Origin of the sequence: Erwinia sp. E602, from assembly GCF_018141005.1 — a bacterium.
Classification (GTDB): Bacteria; Pseudomonadota; Gammaproteobacteria; order Enterobacterales; family Enterobacteriaceae; genus Erwinia.
Genome location: NZ_CP046582.1, coordinates 3,201,473 through 3,225,001 on the forward strand (window position 1 = coordinate 3,201,473; position 23,529 = coordinate 3,225,001).

A 23,529-nucleotide genomic window follows, 5' to 3' on the forward strand; every position below is an offset into this window, starting at 1 on the left:
ATTAACTGATGCTTTAAGTATATAAAAAGAAAACGGCATTCGCTTAGTGTGTCGCAAATGCCGTTACTGAGAGTAATCTGGCGGCAAATAATTTACCACTTTTCCGCCAGCTATTTTTTACCCGATCAGGCGAGCGGGGCCGCCGCCTCGGTTACCGTCTGCTCGGCGGCAAAGCCGCGCAGCCCGACCACGTGGACGTGTTCGGTATTGTTAACCACCTTACGCACCAGCTTATAGGTAGTGCCTTTCTCCGGGCTGATGTTTTCCGGTGCCGCGATAATCAGCTGCATTTCCAGACGGTCACACAGCTCGAACAGCGTGGCGATCGACCTGGCATCCAGACGCGCTGCCTCATCGAGGAACAGCAGCCGGCACGGTGAAATATCCTTACCGCGCAGCCGGCGTGACTCCTCCTCCCAGCTCTGCACCACCATCACCAGGATCGACATCCCGGTACCGATGGCCTCGCCGGTAGAGAGCGCCCCGCTCTCCGCTCGCAGCCAGCCTTCCGCTCCGCGGTTAACCTCAACGTCCATCTCCAGGTAGTTGCGGTAGTCCAGCAGCTCCTCGCCGATGGTTTGCGGCGTACGCTGGCCCATATCCATCTGCGGGTTGAGGCGCTGATAGAGTTTCGCCAGCGCTTCGGAGAAGGTCAGGCGGTTGCTGTTGAACAGGTCCTGATGCTGCTCGTGCTGTTCCGATAACACGTCCAGCAGCGTCGAGTGCGCTTCGCGCACGTTGACGTTCAGCCGCACGCTCTTCACCTGGCCGAAGCTTACCGCCTGCAGCCCCTGGTTAAGCTGGCGGATGCGGTTCTGCTCGCGCTGGATGGTTTTACGGATAATGTTCGCTGCGCTGCGCGAGCTGATCGCCAGCATCTGCTCGCGAGCGGTCAGCTCCTCGGTCAGGCGGTTCAGCTCAATCTCCATCTGCTCAATGGCTTCTACCGGGTCATCGGTGCGGATAATATCCTGGCGGATACGCTCGCGCAGATGCTGATAGACGGCGATAAAGAACTGGATCTTGCGTTCCGGGCGCTTCGGATCTTCCGACAGGCGCAGCACGTCACGCAGATGTTCGTTATCCGCCACCGCCAGACGCAGCGCGCCCAGCGCCTTATCCGACATGGAGCGCAGTTCATCGCCGCCCAGATAGGCCAGCTCACGCCGGTGCAGACGGCGCTCGACGCCGTTATCTTTCACCAGCCGCAGCACCGCCACCCAGCCGGCTTTGGCGCTGACCACCTGCTCGCGGCCGATGTGGTATTCGCGCTCCACGCGGCGCAGTTTCTTCTGCAGCGCGTCCATCTCGGCCTCACAGAAGGTGATCTGTTTTTCCAGCTGGCTGCGGCGCGCGCGGTTGTTGCTCAGCGCGCTGTACAGTTCGTCGCGGCGCAGGCGCGCCCGCTCTTCCGCGCTGGCGTCCGCCTGCACGCCGATGTCCTGCATCTCCTGCTGCAGCTCTTTCAGCATTTCACGCTTGGCGTCGTAAGAGCTTTTCAGCGATGCCAGCACCTGGCTGTACTGGGTCAGCTGGCCCTGATGCTGGCGCAGCTGTTCACGGGCGCGGGCACGTTCACCCTCGGCCTGCTCCAGACGCTGGCGCAGTTTTTCATTCAGGTCGCTGGTGCCGTTGAGCATGCCGGCGGAATCGGTGTAGCCAAAGTGGGCGCGGCGCTGCACCACTTCGGTCAGGGCAAACGCCTGCTGACGGGCGGCACGCTGCTGCAGCTGCGCCTGCTGGTAGTCCAGCCGCAGCTGCTCGTGCTGCTCCGGGTCGCTCTGCAGCACCGACAGAACAGGTTCCAGCTTCGCCAGCTGTGCGCCGTGCTGCTGCACGAAGCGCGCCGCTTCCTGCGCTTCATCCAGCCGTTCGAGGATCTCTTCGTAGCGATCCTGCAGCGTATCGTCCAGCAGCAGGCTGACGCGCGGCAGCAGGCGGTTGAGGTGAGCCACGCCTTCACGCGCCTGCTCAAACTGCTGGCGCTGCTGCTGGTTCTGGCTTTCATGGTTGGCCAGCGCGCGCTCATTCTCCACGCGGCGCTGGTTCAGCTGACGCAGCTCCGCTTCCGGGTCCGCTTCAAAGGCGACGCCAAGATGGCTGCCGATAAAGCGGCTGAACGACTGATGCAGGCGCTGAATTTTCTGCACGTCAAAGGACAGAGTGGCATAGCGTTCGGCCAGCGCGTCGCGCTCGGCGTCCAGCCGCTCCAGCTGGGTTTCACGCGCGGCGCGGCCAAACAGCGGCACCTTCGGAAAGCGCGAGTAGCGCCACTGGCGATCGCCGGCCTTCACCACCACCGCTTTTTCCAGCTCTTCGACGTTGAATACGCTGTCGTCGAACGACTGCGGGTCCCCTTCGATCAGGTAGAGGTCTTCCGGGCAGTCATCCAGCCCGTCCAGCTGTTCGCGCACCAGCGACAGGTCCGGCACCACGATAGCGTGGCGCGACGGCCCGTACAGCGCCGAGAAGTAAGGCGCGTCGTCGATAGTGACGTCATCATAAATTTCGGACAGCAGCACGCCGCCGAAACGCTCGGCCAGCGCGTTGAGCCGCGCGTCTTCCGCGCCACCCGGCTGGCTGAGGCGTTCAATCTGCCGTTCACGATCGCGCTTCTGCGCGGCCACGTCGTCACGCTCAACCGTGGTCTCACGCTCGCGCTCCAGCAGCTGCTGCATGCATTCGGTCACCTGCTGGCTGCTCTCCAGCGGCTGGCCGCTCTGCTCGCTCAGCTGCGCTAAAATCTCCTGCGCAGCCAGCCACTGCGGTGCCTGGCGCGTCTGGCGGGCAATGCGTTCGCGCAACTGCTCCTGCTCCTGACGCAGAGCCATACGCTGCTCGCCGGCGGTGGAGACGCTCTCACCCAGCTGTTCAATACGCGCTTCCAGCTCATACTGCAGCGCCTCCAGATCGGCGGCATCGACGCTCTGACCGTGGCGCTTGCAGAACTCCGCCAGCAGCCGCTCGGCATCCTGCTGCTCGCGCAGGCGCTGCTCCAGCTCTGACACCCTGGATCGCAGCGACTGCAGCTGCCCGGCGTGGTGCTGCTGGTTGGCCGCATCGCGCAGCAGATCGCGCCCGACCTGCCACGCCTCGCTGCGGCTGACCGGGCCGGCAATGCGCTGCACCAGCTCGAACGCCTGTTCAAACTGGCTGTGCGCCGCCTCGGCCACGCTCATCTTCTGCTCCAGCCGTAGCAGCTGTTCGGTGGCCTCCTGCTCTTTTACCTGGAAGGTCTCCTGCCACTCGTCGGCGTTATCCACGCTGAGGTCGTTAATCTGGCAAATTTCGCGCGCGCGCTGCAGCGCCTGCAGCGCCTGCTGATACTGGATCGCCCGGGTCTGCTGCACGTCCAGCGCCTGCTGATAGTCGGCCAGCTGGTTTTTCAGCTCGTCGACTTCCAGCTCGGCGCCTTCGCTGCGCGCTTCCAGCTCTTCGTGCTGTTCACGCGCTTCCGCCACCACCTCGTTCTGCTCTTCCAGACGGAAGGTCAGCTCTTCGAGATCGGCATCGTAGCGGTCGATTTTTTCCTGCTGGCGCAGCGCGGTCTGCACCAGGTTCAGGTGATCGCTGGCGCCCTGGTAATCGGTCTCCAGATCGCTTTCGGCGGCGTTGTGCTCGGCCAGCTCACGTGCCATCTCAACCTGGCGATACTGTTCGGTCGCCAGCTGACGGCGGCTGGTAAACAGCTCGCCGCGCACCTGCACCGCGCCGTCCAGATGGATGCGGCGCTCGTTAGCGTGGCGCATATAGTCGGCCGCCACGTAGCTGGTCGCTTCTGAAATCAGGTGCTTAAACAGGTCACGGTCGGACTGGGTAACGCGGATCGCCTCCAGCGTCATGCGGTTTTCACGCAGCGCGCCTTCCATATCCTGGAACGCCTTGCGCACGCCGCTGTTCTCCGGCAACAGGTAGTCGCGCAGGGAGCGGGTAATGGCGCTGGAGATACCGCCGTACAGAGAAGCCTCAATCAGACGGTAGTATTTGCTGCGGTCGGCGGCGGAGCGCAGGCGACGCGCCACGATGCCGAGATCGAACATCACGGAGTGGTAGTCGGTGATCGAGTTGTACTGTTTAAACTGTACGCTCTCCATCGCCTCAAATTTGTCTTTCAACTCGCTGAGCGGCAGCACGCGCGCCTGGCGGGCGTTCACCGTTTCAGTGAGGATTTCGGTCGGGTTAATTGCTACCGGCAGGCCGTGGATGCTGAACGGCTTAATATCCACCTTGCGATCGCGGCCGGCGACCTGCTGCAGGCGCACGCCGACGATCACCCGCTGATGGCGCGAGTTGACCACGTCGAGCGCCGCATAGCAGACGCCGGGACGTAATTTGCCGTGCAGGCCTTTATCGCGCGAGCCGGAGGTGGCCCCGGCTTCGGTGGTGTTACGGAAGTGCAGCAGCGTCAGATCGGGGATCAGCGCGGTGATAAACGCCGCCATGGTGGTCGATTTACCGGCACCGTTACCGCCCGACAGCGTAGTCACCAGCTCATCAAGGTCAAAGGTGCGGGCAAAAAAACCGTTCCAGTTAATCAGCGTCAGCGAACGAAACTTTCCACGTTCAATCATTACTCTTCTTCTCCACTGTCCGGCGCGCCCTGTTCGGCGTCATTATCGCCCTCTTCATCCAGCACCAGCCCGCCTTCCAGCTGCATCGCTTCACCATCCCGGATCATGCGCAGCTGCGCGTCGCGGGCGTCATCGCCGCTGCGCACGTCGGCACCAAAGCGGAACACCGATTCGGTGATGCGGAACTTGCTGCTGTCGTTGCCCATAAACCACACCATGCCGAGGCGGCGCAGGCGGTTTAACGAGGCGCGCATCTTTTCCTGCAGCTTCTGCCGGTCGAGATCCGATCCGGTTGAGCGCTGGTTCACCAGCTTCAGCAGCTTGTTCTCATCGGCCAGCGACATCAGTTCGTCGTGCAGCTCCTGCTGGGTAAAGATGCCCTCATTGGCCAGCCGCTCCGGGCTGAGATAGAGGTAACAGAGGACTTTGCCGACCATCATGTCCATTTCGGACAACACCGAGCGTGGGATCAGCGTCGTGGAACGCGGTCGCAGGTAGAAAAAGCCTTCCGGCGCGCGGATCAGCTCAACGTGATAGCGGGCGTAAAACTCTTCCAGAAACTCCTGATAGTCCATCAGGAAAGCGTGTTGATCTAACTCTTCAATCGCAACGTGGCGTCCTGCCCGTAACTGGCTGTCCAGCGCCGGAAAAATCGGGTTCGCCAGGGCTTGTGCCAGCTTAACCGGCATCACTTGTTCAATATTTGTCGATGACATGTGCCTGCACCTTGGCTCCGTAATCATTAATAGCCTGCCACTCGGGCGACAGGCCGGTAAAATCGGCTTCGGCCACGCCTAAGCGTACCGCCTGATCGATCACAATCCGCGCCACGTCAAAATGCCGCACCCGCGGATACTGCACCAGGTAGTCACGCACCACCAGGCCGAGATCGAGCGGTTTTTTCTGCGCCTTGTAGATAGCCAGCGCCTCTTCAATCATCGCCGCCAGCTGCTCGCGAATTTCGTTAAACTCTTCGTACTCCAGCTCGGAAGGCAGCTCACCGGTCACCTCGTCACTGCGCAGGGTCAGCTCTTCATCGCGCATGTCGTACAGGCGGTCGGCGTTGGCGTAGGTGAGCGCCCAGGGGGCGTCGAAGTACGTTTGCAACGACTGGCGCAGGCGCTGGGCAAACACGCGGTTTTTATCCATATCGATGGCGGTACGGATAAACTTATGCACGTGGCGGTCATAGCCGATCCACAGGTCAATCGCCTGCTGGCCCCAGCTGATGATACGGTCGAGCTTGTTCTGCAGGTCATAGACCAGCTTATCGACAAAACCGAGATCGGGGCTGCTCATGGTGGCATCCTGAATGCGCAGCAGGTTGGCCTGCAGCTTATCGCCCGCCGCTTCCAGCGTATCCTGCAGCTCGCGCAGCGTGCCGGAGGTTTCACTCAGCAGCAGTTCACAGCTGGAGATCGCCGCGCGCCAGTCCTTGTTGAGCAGCTGGGCGATATCGTCCTTCACCGACTGCTGCTGCTCGTCCATGATGCGCTGGGTGATATCAATACTGTCGAAGATCTCCGCCACCGAGTATTTCAGCGGCGCAAAGACGTTGCGGTGCCAGTGGAACTCATCGCCATCCTCTTCAGCCGCATCCGCGGCGCGCTTCAGCTCGCCGGCGACGATCGACAGCTGCATCGACAGGCGCAGCGTGGAAAACTCGCGCTGGCGAATATAGTAGTCGGTGATGCCGATCGCCAGCGGCGTCAGACGGTAGATGGCATTGCCTTCGGCCTGTTCGCTGGTAAAGCGGTTCAGCAGGCGCTGGCGCACCATATCATTGATAGCGTTGTTGGCGCGCACCAGCACCGTTTCGCTGGTCTGTTCAAAGCCTTCGCTGACGTGGCGGAATGCGTCAGTCAGCTCGCCTTCGCTCATTTCGCCATCCATGCGCTCGCCGTTAAGGGTGGCAATCGCCAGCAAAAAAGTCAGACGTTCGGTCGGCAGCGAAACGGAAAAATCATTTTTTCGCGCCCAGGCCACCAGCTCGGGGATGGTCTGAGAAAAGTCACTCATAATGCGTCCGCCTTAAAGGGTTTCCGTGCGGTGACGTGGATATAACGTCCTAAACTCAAAAAGGGCTCCTGATGGCAGTACTGCTTCTCAAAAGCCAGAACCTCGTCAAACCGCTCCGTCTGTTTGTGCTTCTCACGCATGTAGTCGTGGAAGACGCGGATACCGGTTTTGTTTTCAATGGTAAAGCCGCAGTCGGCCAGCCAGCCGTATACCTGCTGCGGATCGCGCGGGTAGTCCGGCGACAGGGTTTTCTTTTTACGCTTGGTCAGGCCGGCCTGCAGATAACCGAAGTTACCCAGCACCATGGTCTGCAAAGTGAGGCCATGAATGTTATAGAACATCAGTGACAGTATGCCACCCGGCTTCAGCACATCATACAGCGCCTGCAGCGCCTGCTGGGGCTCGGCCACCCACTCAAGCACCGCGTGAAACAATACCAGATCGACCGGCCGATCCAAATGTTGACCAACCTGCTGGGCGCTAATTTGTTTGAATTGCATGTTGCCGCTCACACCTTTCTGCTCCGCCAGCAGGCGGGCGCGGCTGAGCATTTCAGCGGAGAGATCGCACAGCAGCACCTGGTGCCCGCGCCCGGCGATGCCGCAGCCGGTCTGGCCTTCGCCGCCGCCGGCATCCAGCACCGCCAGCGGCCCCGCAGGCAGCGTGGTCAGCAGCGCGTCCAGCTCCTGCCAGAGGATCGCCTGACGAATGCGGCCTTTGGTGGTGCCGTAAATGTTTTGCGAGAATTTTTCCGCGATGTCATCAAAGTTGCGATCCTGCATACCCGCTCCGGCGTCGCGTTAAAAGTAAAGTCACCGGGTATTTTGTCATACACTGGCAGATAATGAAGCTTTCCCGTGTCACTTCGCCGCCGGATGGCGTTTTTTCGGACAAAAGGAGTCTGTTTCCATGCTTTTCACGCTGAAAAAGGCGATCGGCGGCCTGCTGATGCCTCTGCCCGCGCTGCTGCTGCTGATCGCGGTGGGTATTTTGCTGCTCTGGTTCAGCCGCTGGCAGAAAACCGGCAAAGTGGTTATTTCACTTGGCTGGGGAATCATGCTGCTTTTCAGCCTGCAGCCGGTGGCCGATCGGCTGCTGCTGACCACCGAGGCGGGCTGGCCAACGTGGCAGGGACAGCACAAGGTTGAGTACGTGGTGGTACTGGGCGGCGGCTACACCTGGAACCCTGACTGGGCCCCCAGCTCGAATATGCTGAATAACAGCCTGCCGCGACTGGCAGAGGGCATCCGCATCTGGCGGATGAACCCGGGATCGCGGCTGATCGTTACCGGTGGCGCGGCAACCGGCAACGCGGTCAGCTCGGCGGAAGTGACCTCAAAGGTGGCACAGTCGCTCGGTGTGCCACAGGAGGCGATCATTGCCCTGACCCGGCCGCGGGATACCGAGCAGGAAGCGCGTGAAGTGGCCCGACTTATCGGCCAACGGCCGTTCGCGCTGGTCACCTCTGCCAGCCATCTGTCGCGGGCGATGATCTTTTTTGAACGCGAAGGCCTGCATCCCTTGCCGGCTCCGGCCAACCAGATGGCGGTAACCTCACCGCTTAACCTGTGGGAAAAGATACTGCCGGCGGCGTTCTGGCTCGGGCACAGTGAGCGTGCGGTCTATGAAGGGCTGGGCAGGATCTGGCAGGCGGTAAAACCGCACAGTTCGGCAGATGAGCCTGGGCAGCAGTGACTATGTCGCCAGTTCATCTGCTCAGCCAGGGCAGCAGTGACTCTGCGGCCAGTTCATCAGCTCAGCCAGGGCAGCAGTGACTCTGCTACCAGTTTATCAGCTCAGCCACGGCAGCAGTGACTCTGCGGCCAGCCGGAAACGCTGGCGGTTAAACTGTCCGTGGTTCTGCCAGCGTGCAATCTCTTCCCACAGCAGATAGAGCCAGCGTCGGGCAACAAAGCCCTCGGCCAGCGGCGCGTACTGGTAGTAGTCGTTCAGCAGCGCGTCTCCGCTGGCGAAGCCGCAGAACGGGTAGAGATCAAACTCGCGCGGCGCCCACTGCAGCGGCCCCGGATTGACCATCGCCAGCAGCCGGTCGTGGCCCGGATTTTTCAGAATGTTGTCGGGCGACAGATTGCCATGGATCAGCACGCAGGGATCGTTGAAATCACCGAACAGTGTGGCAAAACGGTCGCGGCTGCGATACAGGATACGCCGGTCGTCCATGCAGAGGAATGCCGGACATCGCATGGTGATCATCGCCCACAGCACCTCAATACGCTGACGATACCATGCCGGCCAGCCGTTCTTCTGCTGACTGTCTACCGTGCCCACCAGCCCGCCGCTGTCAATCTGATGCCAGGCCAGCAGGCCGCTGACGATCTGCCTGCGCAGCTGCTGCTCACGCTTGGCCGTCCGCGCGGGAACGGCGATCGAAACGCCGCCCAGCCGCTCCAGCAGCAGCACCTCGTGCAGCGGCGGCTGCTCGCTGCTGACGACCCCGAACACCAGCGGCACGCGCACCTTGCCCTGTTTCGCCAACAGCGACAGCTTTTGTGCTTCCTGCGCGGCGGCGTCTTTCAGGGTAAAGTATTTAGCCACCATCGGCAGCGAATCGCCCTCATCATCGTAGAGCGTATACAGACTGGCGTCGGGCTGGCGGCTGATGCACTCAACCCGACTCACCGGTTCGCCAAGAACCAGCGCTAATTCCGTTCTGAGGTGTTCCAAACGCCCCTCCTGACCGGCAGGGAAATACGGGGCGACTGTCGCCGCCCCGAAAGGGGGTTAACGCATCGCTTCGCGCACCCGCAGCAGATCTTCCGGCGTGTCTACGCCAACGCTGGGGATCGCTTTGGCGACGTCAACGTGAATTTTCTCGCCGTACCACAGCACGCGCAGCTGCTCCAGTAGCTCGATCTGCTCCAGCGGGCTGGCTTCCCAGCTGACGTAGCGGCGGATAAAGCCGGCGCGATAGGCATAAATGCCAATATGGCGCAGGAAGCTATCGCCAACGGTCTCTTTCGAGACGCTGAACCGTTCGCGGTCCCACGGGATGGTGGCGCGGGAGAAGTAGAGCGCGTAGCCGTTGGCATCACGCACCACCTTCACCGCATTAGGGTTGAATGCCTCTTCCGCAGAGGTAATCGGCACCGCCAGCGTGGCCATGCCGGCGCTGCTCTGCGCCAGATTTTCGGCAACCTGACGGACGATCACCGGCGGGATCATCGGCTCATCGCCCTGCACGTTAACGATCACCGTGTCATCGGCGAACTGATAGCGATCGATAACTTCTGCCAGCCGCTCCGTACCCGAATGGTGGTCGGCACGGGTCATACACACTTCGCCACCCGCCGCTTCCACCGCCCGCGCCACGTCCTGATTGTCGGTGGCCACGATCACCCGATCGGCGCCGGACTCCAGCGCCCGCTCCATCACGTGCACCACCATCGGCTTACCGTGAATATCAACCAGCGGTTTACCCGGCAGGCGCGTGGAGGCATAGCGCGCTGGAATAATCGCGACGAAACTCATACCGGATGCTCTTCTGACGTCAGCGTACGGGCTTCCACTTCCAGCAGCACCGGAATACCGTCGCGCACCGGGAAGGCCAGGCCGTCCGCCTTGCAGATCAGCTCCTGCTGCTCTTTGTTAAAACTGAGCTTGCCGTGGCACACCGGGCAAGCAACGATTTCAAGTAAACGATGATCCATAAATCCTCCTGAACGGGTCGGTCTCATCAGGCAACCTCTGTCGCTGACGGGCCTGCCCGTGGTTGCCAGCAGTCTGGCAGATGATGATAAAAATCAGGCGCCGGCGGGTTCGGCCAGGGCCGAGATTGTGGCCAGCAGCGGTCCGGCATCGGCAATCTCTGCGTCCACCGGCAGATACCACCAGTTTTGCCGGGCAAACGCCCGCGCTTTAACCGCATCTTTTTCGGTCATCAGCAGCGTCTCGCCCGCCGGAGTCAGCGCCTGCAGCGCCTCCGCGCTGTAGGCCTGATGGTCGGCAAACGCCACCTCGCGCAGCGGCGTCACACCCTGCTGACGCAGGGTAGTAAAGAAGCGAGGCGGATGGCCTATCCCGGCCATTGCCACCACCGACGGCAGTGACGCCAGCGGCCGTGATTCGCCGGAAAGGAGGTTCACCGCCGCCGCCGGCCGCAGCCGCATGGCTAATTCACCGGCGTGCGGCGTGCCACCGTTGCAGATCACTGCGGTAACGCCCTTCAGGCGCGCCTGGCGTTCACGCATCGGCCCGGCGGGCAGCCACCAGCCGTTGCCGAAGCGGCGTTCACCGTCAACCACCACGATTTCACAGTCGCGGGCCAGCGCATAGTGCTGCAGGCCGTCGTCGGTGATGATGATATCCACCCCCTGGCCAGCCAGCAAGGCCTCCACCGCCTGCCGGCGGCGGGGAGCCACGGCCACCGCCGCCCCGGTGCGTTGATAGATCAGCACCGGCTCATCGCCGGCCTCTGCCGTTGTAGTGTGCGGGCCGAGCACCAGCGGATAGCTTGCGGCCTTGCCGCCATAGCCGCGCGACACCACGCCGACGCGCAGGCCACGCTGCTGAAGCACCTGCACCAGCCAGACAACCACCGGCGTTTTACCGTTACCACCGGCGGTCAGATTGCCGACCACCACCACCGGCACCGGAGCACGCCAGGCTTTGCGCCATCCCCAGCGGTAGCTGAGGCGGATCAGGTTGCTGACCAGGCCGTAGAGAAAACTCAGCGGCAGCAGCAGCAGAAATAGCGGCGATTTACCGCTCCAGATGCGTTCAATCATTGACCAAACTGCATTTTGTGCAGCTGAGCATAGGCACCCTTCTCGGCCAGCAGATGTTCATGGCTTCCGCGCTCAACGATCTGGCCATCTTCCACCACCACGATCTCATCGGCTTTCTCGATGGTCGACAGGCGGTGAGCAATGACCAGCGAGGTGCGGTTTTTCTGCAGCTCGTCCAGCGCCGACTGGATCGCCCGCTCGGATTCGGTATCCAGCGCGGAGGTCGCCTCATCGAGGATCAGGATCGGACAGTCGCGCAGTAGCGCACGGGCGATGGCGATACGCTGGCGCTGGCCGCCTGAGAGCAGCACGCCGTTTTCACCAATTACCGTATCGAGACCGTTATCCATCTTCTTAATGAAGTCCATAGCGTGCGCCATGGTGGCCGCTTTCTCGATATCTTCGCGGCTGTACTGCTCATGGCGCGCATAGGCAATATTATTGGCGATGGTATCGTTAAACAGGTGCACGTTCTGTGACACCAGCGCCACCTGATTACGCAGCGATGCAAGGGTGTACTCGCGCAGATCGTGACCGTCCATCAGGATCTCGCCCTGCTGGATATCGTAAAAACGGGTCAGCAGGCTGGCCAGGGTCGATTTTCCGGAGCCGGAACGGCCAACCAGCGCCACCGTTTTGCCTTCCGGGATCGCCAGGTTGATATTCTTCAGCGCCGGGATATCACGGCCGGGATAGGTGAAGGTGACATTGCGGAATTCAATATCGCCTTTCGCACGTTCCACGGTGCGCTTGCCGTTATCCACTTCCTGCTCGCTGTCCAGAATTGAGAACAGGGTCTGGCAGGCAGCCATGCCGCGCTGGAACTGCGCATTGACGTTGGTCAGCGACTTCAGTGGGCGCATCAGCGCAACCATCGCTGAGAACACCACGGTAATGGTACCGGCAGACAGCGTCTCCATCACGCTCGGGACGCTGGCGGCGTAGAGAATAAACGCCAGCGCCAGCGAGGCGATCAGCTGAATGATGGGATCGGAGATGGAAGAAGCGGAAACCAGCTTCATGCCCTGCTGGCGCATGCGGTTACTGACGCGGTGGAAACGTTCGTTTTCGATCTCCTGACCGCCGAAAATCAGCACCTCTTTATGGCCTTTCAGCATCTGCTCGGCGCTGGTAGTCACCTGCCCCATGGTGTTCTGCATATTTTTGCTGATGTTACGGAAGCGTTTAGAAACCGAGCGGATGGCAAAGGAGACGATGGGAGCCAGCACGATCAGGATCAGCGACAGCTGCCAGCTGTTCCAGAACATCAGTACGAAAAGCGCGATAATCGAGGCACCTTCACGCACCACGGTCACTAATGCACTGGAAGAGGAGGAGGCAACCTGCTCAGTGTCATAGGTGATGCGCGACAGCAGCGTGCCGGTGGACTGTTGATCGAAGAACGCCACCGGCATACCCATCATATGGCCAAACAGGCGACGGCGCATGGTCATTACCACGTTTCCGGAAACCCAGGAGATGCAGTAGCTGGAGATATAACTGGTGATACCGCGAACCAGCATCAGGCCGATTACAGCCAGCGGCATCCAGACCAGTACGGAACTGTTAGCTTTACCAAAACCATCATCGAGTAAAGGTTTCAGCAGAGAGAGCATCAGCGTATCGCCTGCCGCATTGATAATCAGTGCGATTGCGGCGGCAATCAGCCCCGCCTTATAAGGCACAATCATCGGACTGAGGCGGCGGAAGGTCTGCCAGGTGGAAAGATCTTTATCCAGATGCATAGTTATCCAGCATTAGTTGAAATAGCCGCTCATTCTACCTGGATTAGCGGGTGACGCCAAACCACTGATGGTACCAACGGTTCATTAATTGTTCTCTTAACCCCAGAAGCTGCCAGTAATCTGTAAAAAATCGTGCGCTAAGCTGGCCGGAAAGCGCGGTATCTCGCCAGATGATCTGATTATCCGCATAGCGCCGAATAATCTGTCGCGCAGGCAGCCGCCAGGCGCTGTAACGTGCCGCCGAGGCAATGGCGGCGTCGGGATGGACCGCGCGCAGCAGCGGCGGCGTCGAAGACGTGCGGCTGCCGTGGTGCGGCACCTGCAGCAACGTGGCGGCCAGGCTGCCGCGCTGCCCGGCCACCAGCGCCCGTTCCGCCGGCGCTTCAATGTCGCCGGTCAGCAGAACCCGCCAGCGCCCGTCGCTGACCGTCACCACGCAGGAGCGGTTATTGCCCGTCAGCGCATAGCCGGGCGGCGGCCACAGCACCTTAAAATCGAGGCCCTGCCAGCGCCACGCCAGCCCGCGGTGGCAGGGCCGGTGCCCCGGCAGCCCCAGCGGGCTGCGCACGCTGGCACGGGGAAACGCAGCCTGCACGCTTGCCAGACCGCCGGTATGATCCAGGTGCTCATGGCTGATAATAATCTGGCTCACCGTCAGCCCCTGCCAGCGCAGCCAGGGCAGGATCTGGCTGCGTGCCGCATCCCCGCCAGGCCAGCGGTTGCCGACATCATACAGCGTCGCCTGGCCGTAACGGGAGATCGCTACCGCCAGGCCGTGCCCCACATCGAGCATATCCACCCGCCACTGCGGTTTTACGCTGGCGCTGGCCGCGGCCAATCCCAGCACCAGGCTCAACAGGCTGGCCGGTGAACTGCGCCACCAGCCAAAGCGCAGCGCCATCAGCAGCAGCCAGCAGCCAGGGCTGTAGAAGGCCTGAGCTGCATCCAGCGGCAGCCAGCCGTCGGGCAGTTGCCGTAGAGGCAGAAACACTGCGCTGAGCGAGCGATCGGCCAGCCACCACAGCGACGTGCTCAGCCAGGGCAGCGGCAGCAGGATCAGCGCCAGCAGGATCAGCGGCACGGTCAGCAGCGAGACCAGCGGCACCGCCCACAGGTTCGCCAGCGGTGCACTGAGGCTGATGCCGTGAAACAGCAATACCTGCAACGGCATCATCAGCAGCAGCATACCCAGTTGCAGATGCAGTAAGCGCAGCGGCAGCCAGCGTTTCCCGCGCTGAAAACGCCGCGGTAACGGAAAACTGTGATACCACAGCAGCAACCCGCCCACCGCCAGCGCCGACAGCCACAGGCTGTCTGACAGCAGGCTCAACGGGTCAGACAGCAGAATCACCGCCAGGCACATCAGCCACACCTGCAGCGCATGGCAACTGACGCCGCTCAGGCGCAGCCCGCTCCAGATCAGCAGCGCCAGCATCGCCCGTAACGCCGGGGGATTACCACCGGAGAGCCAGCAGTAGCAGAACGCCAGCACCAGACTACTGACCAGCGGCAGGCGATAGCCAATCCGCCACGCCGGCAAAGCAAACTGAACGAGACGCGCCAGCCACCAGCCCAGCGCCGCCGCCAGCGCAATATGCAGCCCGGATATCGCCATCAGATGCGCGGTACCGGTTTCCCGCAGCAGTCGGGTCAGATCGGCGCTGACCTCGGCCCGCTCACCAAATGCCAGCGCGCCAAGAGTGCCCTGCCAGGGGAGATGCCCGTAGCGCTCTTTTGCCGCATGGATTATCGCATCCCGCCAGCCGCAGCGCGACTGCAGCACCTGCGCGTCAGTGACCCGGCCGCTCAGCGGCACGCCGTTGGCCAGCGCATAACGCTGCGCGTCAAACCCTCCTTCGTTCAGCCGGGCGTGTACCGGGCGCAGCTTTACCGTCAGCAGCCAGCGCTGACCGGCGCAGAGCGCGGTGCCGGTTTCCGGCAGGCTGAGCATCGCCGAGATCGGCGGAAACAGCAGCCGCCCCTGCTGCCTCAGCAAGCGCACGCGGGCTCGCTGCCCGTCAGGTTGCAGGTTTTCGATCTTCACCTCCACCTGCAGCGGCCGGCGGGTCAGCTGTTCAATCTGTTGCAGCGTGGTACGGCCGGCATTAACCGCCCAAACCGAAGCCAGCAACGCCAGCGCCAGCGGCAGTGCGCCCCTTCGGGGTAAGCCGGCCAACAGTAGTGCCAGACCCAGCGCCAGCAGGTCATAGCGGTAGCCAGGCAGCGAAGGGAGAAAGTTCAGCGGCAGGGTACCGGCAATAATGCAGCCGGCCAGACGGGTGACGGTTAAACGCATAGCTCCTCCCTGATGGCGTCAGGGCAGTGTGCACCAGCCGTCATCAGGGTGCTGCAGGCAGAGGGTGACTTTCAGAACAGACACGCAAATAATTGCTGGCTTTACAGCAAACCCGGCCAGCGGTGTGAAGCACTCTCCAGCGGCGTGGCGCTGCCCGCAGCGGGCTGACACAAACGACAGGCAAAAAAAAACGACACCGAAGTGTCGTTTTATTGGTAATTCGCTCTGTCTGGCCACCTTTACACTCGCGTGCAAAGGAACAGGACATCAGCCGCCGTAGATATTGGCGCGATCGCGCAGCTCTTTACCCGGCTTGAAGTGTGGAACGTATTTACCTTCCAACTCCACTTTGTCGCCCGTTTTCGGGTTACGGCCGGTACGAGGTGCACGATAGTGCAATGAGAAGCTGCCAAATCCCCGGATTTCGATGCGTTCGCCCTGTGACAACGTGGTTGCCATATGCTCCAGCATCTCTTTTACCGCATCCTCAACGACTTTCGCCGGAATATGAGAGTGCTGGCCAGCAAGTCTTTCAATCAGTTCTGACTTGGTCATAAAACCTCCGGTTAATCCGCTAGGAATAGTTCTGACAGATAACGACGGTACAGGGCAGCCTGAGCTGCCCTGAAGAACGATTACTCGCCTTTAGCTGCTTTGAAAGCTTCAGCCATTGCGTTAGAGAAGTTGCCTTCTTCCGGTTTGGTGTTAACCGTTGCAATTGCTTCTTTCTCGTCAGCCTGGTCTTTAGCACGAACAGACAGGCTTACAACGCGGTTTTTACGGTCAACGCCGGTGAACTTAGCTTCAACATCGTCGCCAACATTCAGAACCAGAGTTGCGTCTTCAACGCGGTCGATTGAAGCTTCAGAAGCGCGCAGGTAACCTTCAACGCCGTCTGCCAGTTCAACTGTAGCACCTTTAGCGTCAACTGCAGTCACTTTACCGTTAACAATGGCACCTTTCTTGTTCAGAGAGATGTAGTTGTTGAACGGATCTTCTGCCAGCTGCTTAACGCCCAGGGAGATACGCTCGCGCTCTGCGTCAACCTGCAGAACCACAGCAGCGATTTCGTCGCCTTTCTTGTATTCACGCACGGCTTCTTCGCCGGTCGCGTTCCAGGAGATGTCAGACAGGTGTACCAGGCCGTCGATGCCGCCGTCCAGGCCGATGAAGATACCGAAGTCAGTGATAGACTTGATTTTACCTTCAACGCGGTCGCCCTTGTTGTGGGTTTCTGCGAACAGCTGCCATGGGTTAGATTTGCACTGCTTCAGACCCAGGGAGATACGACGACGTTCTTCGTCGATGTCCAGAACCATAACTTCAACAACATCGCCCACGTTAACAACTTTAGATGGGTGGATGTTTTTGTTGGTCCAGTCCATTTCAGACACGTGTACCAGGCCTTCAACGCCTTCTTCGATTTCAACGAAGCAGCCGTAGTCGGTCAGGTTGGTCACGCGGCCGGTCAGGCGGGTGCCTTCCGGATAACGCTTAGCGATAGCGACCCAAGGATCTTCGCCCAGCTGCTTCAGACCCAGAGATACACGGGTACGCTCGCGGTCGAATTTCAGCACTTTCACGTTGATTTCGTCGCCAACATTGACGATTTCGCTTGGATGCTTAACGCGCTTCCAGGCCATGTCAGTGATGTGCAGCAGGCCGTCAACGCCGCCCAGATCAACGAATGCACCGTAGTCAGTGAGGTTCTTAACGATACCTTTAACTTCCATGCCTTCCTGCAGGTTTTCCAGCAGCTGATCGCGCTCTGCGCTGTTCTCGGATTCGATAACCGCACGACGTGAAACCACCACGTTGTTGCGTTTCTGGTCCAGCTTGATCACTTTGAATTCAAGCTCTTTGCCTTCCAGGTGCAGCGTGTCGCGCACCGGACGAACATCAACCAGTGAACCTGGCAGGAACGCACGAATACCGTTCAGCTCAACTGTGAAGCCACCTTTAACTTTGCCGTTGATGATACCGGTAACAGTTTCAGCGTCTTCGTAAGCTTTTTCCAGCGTGATCCAAGCTTCGTGACGTTTAGCTTTCTCACGGGACAGCAGGGTTTCACCGAAGCCGTCTTCTACCGCATCCAGCGCAACGTCAACTTCGTCACCTACCTGGATTTCCAGCTCGCCGGCTGCGTTCTTGAACTGCTCTGCAGGAATTGCAGATTCAGATTTCAGACCCGCATCAACCAGAACTACGTCTTTGTCGATAGAGACAACAACGCCACGAACGATGGAACCCGGACGGGTTTCGATTGTTTTTAAGGATTCTTCAAATAGTTGAGCAAAAGATTCAGTCATATTGATAATCTTCAGGATTCTTCAATTTAACGTCCACCTGACGTCCTGACGGGTGGGGTTGTTTCACATGCCCGATGATGTCCATATCACAGGGTTAGATAAATTCTGAGAGCCAACGCTCATTTTAACGCCGGGTCAAAGACCCGAAAATCACGCCAGCGCGAGTTTTTCGCGCGCATATTTTAGCGCAATTTCGATGACCTGCTCAATAGACATTGTAGTCGAATCAAGCACTAAGGCATCGTTTGCCGGGACTAACGGGGCAATCGCACGATTGCGGTCACGATCGTCACGCTCTTTTATCTCGGATAAAAGGCGCTCAAAGTTAACACTAAAGCCCTTATCCTGCAACTGTAGCATACGGCGATGCGCACGCTCTTCGGCGCTGGCATCAAGGAAAATTTTCACCGGTGCATCGGGAAATACCACCGTGCCCATATCACGCCCGTCGGCAATCAGCCCCGGCAGTTCGCGGAAACCGCGCTGGCGGCGTAGCAGCGCCTCACGGACGCGGGGAAACGCGGCCACTTTAGAGGCGGTGTTGCTGACGTCCTGGGTGCGGATCTCATTCGACACGTCTTCCCCTTCGAGGATCACCGCCATCTCGCCGTCGGTGGCCACAAAGCGCACGTCCAGATGTGCCGCAATCGGGGCCAGCGCTTCTTCAGAAGTGATATCTACCTGATGGTGTAATGCAGCCAGCGCCAGTACCCGGTAGATTGCGCCGGAGTCCAACAGGTGCCACTGTAACGCTTCGGCCATCGCTTTACACAATGTCCCTTTCCCTGCGCCACTTGGGCCATCGATGGTGATCACTGGGGCTAATGCCGTCATCTCGTTCTCCTGTTGGTTGATTGCCTGCGGGCCGGTGCCGGACAAATATCGTGGCGTATTATACTCCGCTACATCGACGATGGTTATACTTTTAACTGATGGCTACAGGAAATTAGTCTGTATATGGCAAGAAAGAGAGCGGTATGGCGAGGTGACGGAAAAAAAAGGAGCATTTTCCGCCGTACCTGAATACGGCGGAAGGTTCTCTTAGGCCAGTGTGCTAATCCGGGCTAACTGTTCAAAGTAGTCCGGGAACGTTTTAGCGGTGCATTTCGGGTCAAGGATGGTGACCGGCGTGGCGGAAAGCGCCACCAGCGAGAAGCACATCGCCATACGGTGGTCGTCATAGGTGGCAATCTCAGCGAACGCGATCGACGCCGGCGGCGTGATACGAATGTAGTCGTGCCCCTCTTCCACCTCGGCACCTACTTTGCGCAGTTCGGTGGCCATCGCCGCCAGACGATCGGTCTCCTTCACGCGCCAGTTGTAGATGTTGCGCATCACCGTGGTGCCGGTGGCAAACAGCGCTGCGGTGGCAATGGTCATCGCCGCATCCGGGATATGGTTCATATCCAGATCGACGGCGTTGAGTTCACCGCGCGTACAGGCAATAAAGTCATCGCCCCACTCGATGCTGGCGCCCATTTTTTCCAGCACGTCGGCAAAGCGAATATCGCCCTGAATACTGTTACGGCCAATCCCGGTCACTTTCACCGTACCGCCTTTGATGGCCGCGGCCGCCAGGAAGTAGGAGGCCGACGATGCATCGCCTTCCACCAGGTAGTCGCCGGGTGCCTGATAGTGCTGCTGCCCGCGAATGATGAAGGCGCTGTAGTTATCGTTCTCAACCTGCACGCCAAAGGCGGCCATCAGGTTCAGCGTAATATCGATATAGGGCTTAGAGACCAGCTCGCCCTTGATCGCGATGCGCGTATCGTTGGTGGCCAGCGGTGCCGTCATCAGCAGCGCGGTCAGGAACTGGCTGGAAACGCTGCCGTCAACGGTGACGTCGCCGCCGCTAAAGCCGCCCTTCAGGCGCAGCGGTGGGTAATCCGTCTGCTCCAGATAGTCAATCTGCGCGCCGCCCTGACGCAGGGCGTCAACCAGGTGGCCAATCGGCCGCTCTTTCATACGCGGTTCGCCGGTCAGCACAATATCATTGCCGCCGAGGCACAGCGCCGCCGCCAGCGGGCGCATCGCGGTACCGGCGTTACCGAGGAACAGCTCAAGCGCGCCGTCGGCCTGCAGCGCTCCGCCCTGACCGGTGACGTCACAGACGGTACGATCGTCAGACAACCGGTACTTAACGCCCAGCAGCTGCAGCGCGTTGAGCATGTGGCGCACGTCGTCGCTGTCCAGCAGGTTGGTCAGACGGGTGGTCCCCCTGGCCAGCGCAGCCAGCAGCAGAGCGCGGTTAGAAACGCTCTTGGAGCCGGGAAGATTAACGGTGCCGTTGACCAGCGCGATAGGTTGTAACGTCAGGGATTCCAGCATGTGAAACGTGTTCTCCAAAATAATTACGGTGAAACCCCGCAAGGCTGCGGGGTTTCAGGTTTACAGCGTAAGACCGTGCGGCGGGCACCTTAGCCGTGGCGACGCTCAAAGTCGATCATAAAATCGGTCAGCGTCTTCACGCCGGCCAGCGGCATCGCATTGTAGATCGAAGCACGCATGCCGCCGACCACGCGGTGGCCCTTCAGCGCGTGCAGGCCCGCCGCCAGCGACTCATCGAGGAACAGGTTGTCCAGCCCGGCATCCGCCAGCTGGAACGGCACGTTCATCCGCGAACGGTTGGCATCGGCCACGTCGTTACGGTAGAAGTCGCTGTTATCAATGGTGCTGTACAGCAGGTCAGATTTAGCCTGATTGCGTTTATCAATCTCCGCAACGCCGCCCTGCTCTTTCAGCCACTTGAACACCAGGCCAGAGAGATACCAGGCATAGGTTGGTGGCGTGTTGAACATTGAGTCGTTGTCAGCCAGCACTTTGTAATCAAGGATTGAAGGCAGCTCTTTACGCGCGCGGCCCAGCAGATCCTCACGCACCACCACCAGCGTCAGGCCGGCCGGGCCAATATTCTTCTGCGCACCGGCGTACAGTACGCCATAGCGGCTGACGTCCAGCGGGGTAGACAGAATGGTTGATGAGAGATCGGCAACCACCAGCTTGTCGCCGAAATCTGGCGTCTCGTGGATGGCGATGCCGTCAATGGTCTCATTCGGGCAGAAGTGAACGTAGGCGGCGTCGTCAGACAGCGCCCACTGGCTCATCGGGGTAATAGCGCGCTTACCGTCAACGGTGGTTTTGGCATCAATCACGTTCGGCGTGCAGTACTTCTGCGCCTCTTTCACCGCGCTGGAGGCCCAGTAGCCACCATCGATATAATCTGCGGTGGCGTGGTTACCCAGCAGATTCAACGGAATTGCCGCGAACTGTGCGCGCGCACCGCCGTGGCAGAACAGAACCTTGTAGTTGGAGGGGATCTTCAGCAGATCGCGAAAATCCTGTTCAGCCTCTTCGGCAACCCGGATGAACTCCTTGCTGCGGTGGCTGATCTCCATAACGGAGGTCCCTAACCCCTGCCAGTTGCAGAGTTCCTGTTCCGCGCGACGCAGCACTTCTACCGGCAGCATTGCCGGGCCGGAGCTAAAATTGAAAACCTGACTCATTTCCCCTCACCACTCTCTGACAATCGGTTTTGATTTCTCTATCGGTTTTATCATTGCCACCCGGTTGCTGCAACGATTTATCCGCCCGGCGATGCGGTTTACAATCCTGTGCCGCAACAGGTTGTAGGGCAAATGAAACTCAACACGATATTTTGTGAGGCGTTTTCCGAATCAGGAATCAGACCTGTTACGCGGGGTGGCAAAAAGGGCATTCTGCAGCAGATGAAATTTGGGTGCCCGGATAGCGATTGTCATGGAAAACCCGTATCATTGCGCGCTTTACGCACAACACAAAACAAGTGGGCTACATGACTCAAACTTACATTCCAGGCAAAGACGCCGCGCTGGAAGACTCCATCGCACGCTTTCAGCAAAAACTGCAGGATCTGGGCTTCAATATCGAAGAAGCCTCCTGGCTGAATCCGGTCCCTAACGTCTGGTCAGTGCATATTCGCGACCGCGACTGCCCACTCTGTTTTACCAATGGTAAAGGCGCCAGCAAAAAGGCCGCGCTGGCGTCCGCGCTGGGCGAATATTTTGAACGCCTGTCGACCAACTACTTCTTTGCCGACTTCTGGTTAGGTAATCAAATCGCCGGCGGCGACTTCGTCCATTACCCTAACGAGAAGTGGTTCCCGCTGCCGGAAGATGACCAGCTGCCGGAAGGTATCCTTGATGCACGCCTGCGTAAATTCTACGATCCGGAAAACGAACTGAGCGCCAGCGATCTGATCGACCTGCAGTCCGGTAACGCCACCCGTGGCATCTGCGGCCTGCCGTTCAGCCGTCAGTCCGACCAGCAGACCGTCTATATTCCGATGAACATCGTCGGCAACCTGTACGTTTCTAACGGCATGTCTGCCGGGAACACCCGCAACGAAGCGCGCGTACAGGGTCTGTCCGAGGTGTTCGAGCGCCATATCAAGAACAAGATCATTGCCGAGTCGATCAGCCTGCCGCTGATCCCGCAGGAGGTGCTGAACCGCTATCCGGGCGTGGTGGAAGCCATTAACACCCTCGAAGCGGAAGGGTTCCCGATCTTCTCTTACGACGCCTCGCTGGGCGGCAACTACCCGGTGATCTGCGTGGTGCTGTTCAACCCGGCTAACGGCACCTGCTTCGCCTCCTTCGGCGCGCACCCGGACTTTGGCGTGGCGCTGGAGCGTACCGTCACCGAACTGCTGCAGGGCCGTGGCCTGAAGGATCTGGACGTGTTTACCCCGCCAACCTTCGACGACGAAGAAGTGGCCGAGCACGCCAACCTGGAAACCCACTTTATCGACTCAAGCGGCCTGATCTCCTGGGATATGTTCAAGGACGATGCGGACTATGGGTTCGCTGACTGGAGCTTCAAAGGCACCACCGAAGAAGAGTTCGCTACCCTGATGGCGATCTTTACGGCGGAAGACCAGGAAGTCTACATTGCCGACTACGAACATCTTGACGTGTACGCCTGCCGCATCATCGTGCCGGGTATGTCAGACATCTACCCTGCCGAAGACCTGCTGCTGGCCAATAACAGCATGGGCGCGTACCTGCGTGACACCCTGCTGAGCCTGCCAGCCAGCGAGTGGGAAAAAGAAGAGTACCTGGCGCTGCTGGAGCAGCTGGATGAAGACGGCCACGACGACTTCACCCGCGTGCGCGAGCTGCTGGGCCTGGCGACCGGTAAGGATAACGGCTGGTACACTCTGCGCATCGGCGAGCTGAAGGCGATGCTGGCGCTGGCCGCCGGCGACCTGGAACAGGCGCTGATCTGGACCGAGTGGACGATGGAGTTCAACCAGTCGATCTTCTCTGCCGAGCGTGCCAACTACTACCGCTGCCTGCAGACCCTGCTGCTGCTCAGCCAGGAAGAAGGACGTGACCCGCTGCAGTACCATACGGCATTCGTGCGTATGTACGGCCAGGACGCCGTGGACGCGGCCTCTGCCGCAATCAGCGGTGAAGCACCGTTCTACGGCCTGCAGAGCGTGGACAGCGACCTGCAGGCTTTCCCGGCGCACCAGTCGCTGCTGGCAGCCTATGAAAAGTTACAGGCCGCGAAACGCCGTTTCTGGAAATAAGGACGCTAAGCGCACCCGACTGCGCGGTTCGCCTTAACGGGTCACCGTGTTAAAGCGGTAAATAACAGGTAACAGCTTTGTGTTGTTACCTGTTTTTTTTTACCTTCGGGCTTTATTGCCCACTTGTCATTAACATTTACGACGTTGTACCACACTGGCAAACACAATTTATTTTGATATATTAAAAAATATTTATTCCATATAAATCATACACATATTCTCTTTTCAGCGTTACATGAATCGTAATTAATCCATTCACAATCCCGAGATATGAT

Annotated in this window: 17 protein-coding genes; 2 read left to right on the forward strand and 15 right to left on the reverse strand. The window is 59.6% G+C overall.

The window, feature by feature from the left end; all coding sequences use genetic code 11:
• Positions 1–125: 125 nt before the first annotated feature.
• The 4 genes from mukB to cmoM are packed head-to-tail and all read right to left on the reverse strand — an operon-like array spanning position 126 to position 7,372.
• The gene (mukB, locus tag GKQ23_RS16290; RefSeq protein WP_212408870.1) at positions 126–4,571 is read right to left on the reverse strand and encodes a chromosome partition protein MukB; all 4,446 of its coding nucleotides are present in this window, start codon (positions 4,569–4,571) and stop codon (positions 126–128) included.
• Entirely contained in the window at positions 4,571–5,287 is a 717-nt protein-coding gene (mukE, locus tag GKQ23_RS16295; protein WP_072166378.1) for a chromosome partition protein MukE, read from the reverse strand. The genes mukB and mukE overlap by 1 nt, the downstream gene beginning before the upstream one ends.
• Positions 5,268–6,590 carry a chromosome partition protein MukF gene (gene mukF / locus GKQ23_RS16300; protein WP_056236872.1) on the reverse strand — a complete coding sequence of 441 codons (1,323 nt, stop codon included), beginning with the start codon at positions 6,588–6,590 and terminating at the stop codon, positions 5,268–5,270. The genes mukE and mukF overlap by 20 nt, the downstream gene beginning before the upstream one ends.
• Entirely contained in the window at positions 6,587–7,372 is a 786-nt protein-coding gene (cmoM, locus tag GKQ23_RS16305; RefSeq protein ID WP_212408871.1) for a tRNA uridine 5-oxyacetic acid(34) methyltransferase CmoM, read from the reverse strand. The genes mukF and cmoM overlap by 4 nt, the downstream gene beginning before the upstream one ends.
• A gap of 127 nt (positions 7,373–7,499) precedes the next feature.
• Between cmoM and elyC the strand changes: the two genes are divergently transcribed.
• On the forward strand, positions 7,500–8,285 hold the full coding sequence (gene elyC, locus GKQ23_RS16310; protein ID WP_212408872.1) for an envelope biogenesis factor ElyC: 786 nt from the start codon (positions 7,500–7,502) through the stop codon (positions 8,283–8,285).
• A gap of 96 nt (positions 8,286–8,381) precedes the next feature.
• Here the strand turns inward: elyC and GKQ23_RS16315 are convergent, their stop codons facing one another.
• The 11 genes from GKQ23_RS16315 to serC form a co-directional block, all read right to left on the reverse strand.
• Positions 8,382–9,275: a phosphotransferase gene (locus GKQ23_RS16315; RefSeq protein WP_056236878.1), complete on the reverse strand. Its 894-nt coding sequence runs from the start codon at positions 9,273–9,275 to the stop codon at positions 8,382–8,384.
• 57 nt (positions 9,276–9,332) lie between these two features.
• Complete coding sequence (gene kdsB / locus GKQ23_RS16320; RefSeq protein ID WP_212408873.1) at positions 9,333–10,079, reverse strand: 3-deoxy-manno-octulosonate cytidylyltransferase; 747 nt, start codon at positions 10,077–10,079, stop codon at positions 9,333–9,335.
• Positions 10,076–10,258, reverse strand: a complete 183-nt coding sequence (locus GKQ23_RS16325) for a Trm112 family protein (protein ID WP_056236882.1) — start codon at positions 10,256–10,258, stop codon at positions 10,076–10,078. The genes kdsB and GKQ23_RS16325 overlap by 4 nt, the downstream gene beginning before the upstream one ends.
• A gap of 93 nt (positions 10,259–10,351) precedes the next feature.
• Positions 10,352–11,335, reverse strand: coding sequence for a tetraacyldisaccharide 4'-kinase (lpxK, locus tag GKQ23_RS16330; protein ID WP_056236883.1), 984 nt, complete (start codon positions 11,333–11,335; stop codon positions 10,352–10,354).
• Positions 11,332–13,080, reverse strand: a complete 1,749-nt coding sequence (gene msbA / locus GKQ23_RS16335; protein WP_212408874.1) for a lipid A ABC transporter ATP-binding protein/permease MsbA — start codon at positions 13,078–13,080, stop codon at positions 11,332–11,334. The genes lpxK and msbA overlap by 4 nt, the downstream gene beginning before the upstream one ends.
• A gap of 43 nt (positions 13,081–13,123) precedes the next feature.
• Complete coding sequence (locus GKQ23_RS16340) at positions 13,124–15,376, reverse strand: ComEC family protein (RefSeq protein ID WP_212408875.1); 2,253 nt, start codon at positions 15,374–15,376, stop codon at positions 13,124–13,126.
• Positions 15,377–15,643: 267 nt separating this feature from the next.
• Positions 15,644–15,931: an integration host factor subunit beta gene (ihfB, locus tag GKQ23_RS16345; RefSeq protein WP_056236889.1), complete on the reverse strand. Its 288-nt coding sequence runs from the start codon at positions 15,929–15,931 to the stop codon at positions 15,644–15,646.
• Positions 15,932–16,011: 80 nt separating this feature from the next.
• Positions 16,012–17,685, reverse strand: coding sequence for a 30S ribosomal protein S1 (gene rpsA, locus GKQ23_RS16350; protein ID WP_056236891.1), 1,674 nt, complete (start codon positions 17,683–17,685; stop codon positions 16,012–16,014).
• Between the two features lie 150 nt (positions 17,686–17,835).
• Positions 17,836–18,519: a (d)CMP kinase gene (gene cmk, locus GKQ23_RS16355; RefSeq protein ID WP_101505607.1), complete on the reverse strand. Its 684-nt coding sequence runs from the start codon at positions 18,517–18,519 to the stop codon at positions 17,836–17,838.
• A gap of 207 nt (positions 18,520–18,726) precedes the next feature.
• Positions 18,727–20,010 carry a 3-phosphoshikimate 1-carboxyvinyltransferase gene (gene aroA, locus GKQ23_RS16360; RefSeq protein WP_101505615.1) on the reverse strand — a complete coding sequence of 428 codons (1,284 nt, stop codon included), beginning with the start codon at positions 20,008–20,010 and terminating at the stop codon, positions 18,727–18,729.
• A gap of 92 nt (positions 20,011–20,102) precedes the next feature.
• Positions 20,103–21,188, reverse strand: coding sequence for a 3-phosphoserine/phosphohydroxythreonine transaminase (gene serC, locus GKQ23_RS16365; RefSeq protein WP_056236896.1), 1,086 nt, complete (start codon positions 21,186–21,188; stop codon positions 20,103–20,105).
• Between the two features lie 308 nt (positions 21,189–21,496).
• Here serC and ycaO point away from each other — a divergent pair, with 308 nt between their 5' ends.
• The gene (gene ycaO / locus GKQ23_RS16370) at positions 21,497–23,254 is read left to right on the forward strand and encodes a 30S ribosomal protein S12 methylthiotransferase accessory factor YcaO (RefSeq protein WP_212408876.1); all 1,758 of its coding nucleotides are present in this window, start codon (positions 21,497–21,499) and stop codon (positions 23,252–23,254) included.
• The last annotated feature ends 275 nt before the right edge of the window (positions 23,255–23,529 follow it).

Coding starts and splice junctions, on each gene's coding strand:
- cmoM (WP_212408871.1), bottom strand. CDS start 7,372: ATGCAGGATCGCAACTTTGATGACATCGCGGAAAAATTCTCGCAAAAC.
- serC (WP_056236896.1), bottom strand. CDS start 21,188: ATGAGTCAGGTTTTCAATTTTAGCTCCGGCCCGGCAATGCTGCCGGTA.
- elyC (WP_212408872.1), top strand. CDS start 7,500: ATGCTTTTCACGCTGAAAAAGGCGATCGGCGGCCTGCTGATGCCTCTG.
- mukB (WP_212408870.1), bottom strand. CDS start 4,571: ATGATTGAACGTGGAAAGTTTCGTTCGCTGACGCTGATTAACTGGAAC.
- ihfB (WP_056236889.1), bottom strand. CDS start 15,931: ATGACCAAGTCAGAACTGATTGAAAGACTTGCTGGCCAGCACTCTCAT.
- kdsB (WP_212408873.1), bottom strand. CDS start 10,079: ATGAGTTTCGTCGCGATTATTCCAGCGCGCTATGCCTCCACGCGCCTG.
- GKQ23_RS16340 (WP_212408875.1), bottom strand. CDS start 15,376: ATGCGTTTAACCGTCACCCGTCTGGCCGGCTGCATTATTGCCGGTACC.
- mukE (WP_072166378.1), bottom strand. CDS start 5,287: ATGTCATCGACAAATATTGAACAAGTGATGCCGGTTAAGCTGGCACAA.
- ycaO (WP_212408876.1), top strand. CDS start 21,497: ATGACTCAAACTTACATTCCAGGCAAAGACGCCGCGCTGGAAGACTCC.
- cmk (WP_101505607.1), bottom strand. CDS start 18,519: ATGACGGCATTAGCCCCAGTGATCACCATCGATGGCCCAAGTGGCGCA.
- lpxK (WP_056236883.1), bottom strand. CDS start 11,335: ATGATTGAACGCATCTGGAGCGGTAAATCGCCGCTATTTCTGCTGCTG.
- mukF (WP_056236872.1), bottom strand. CDS start 6,590: ATGAGTGACTTTTCTCAGACCATCCCCGAGCTGGTGGCCTGGGCGCGA.
- msbA (WP_212408874.1), bottom strand. CDS start 13,080: ATGCATCTGGATAAAGATCTTTCCACCTGGCAGACCTTCCGCCGCCTC.
- GKQ23_RS16325 (WP_056236882.1), bottom strand. CDS start 10,258: ATGGATCATCGTTTACTTGAAATCGTTGCTTGCCCGGTGTGCCACGGC.
- rpsA (WP_056236891.1), bottom strand. CDS start 17,685: ATGACTGAATCTTTTGCTCAACTATTTGAAGAATCCTTAAAAACAATC.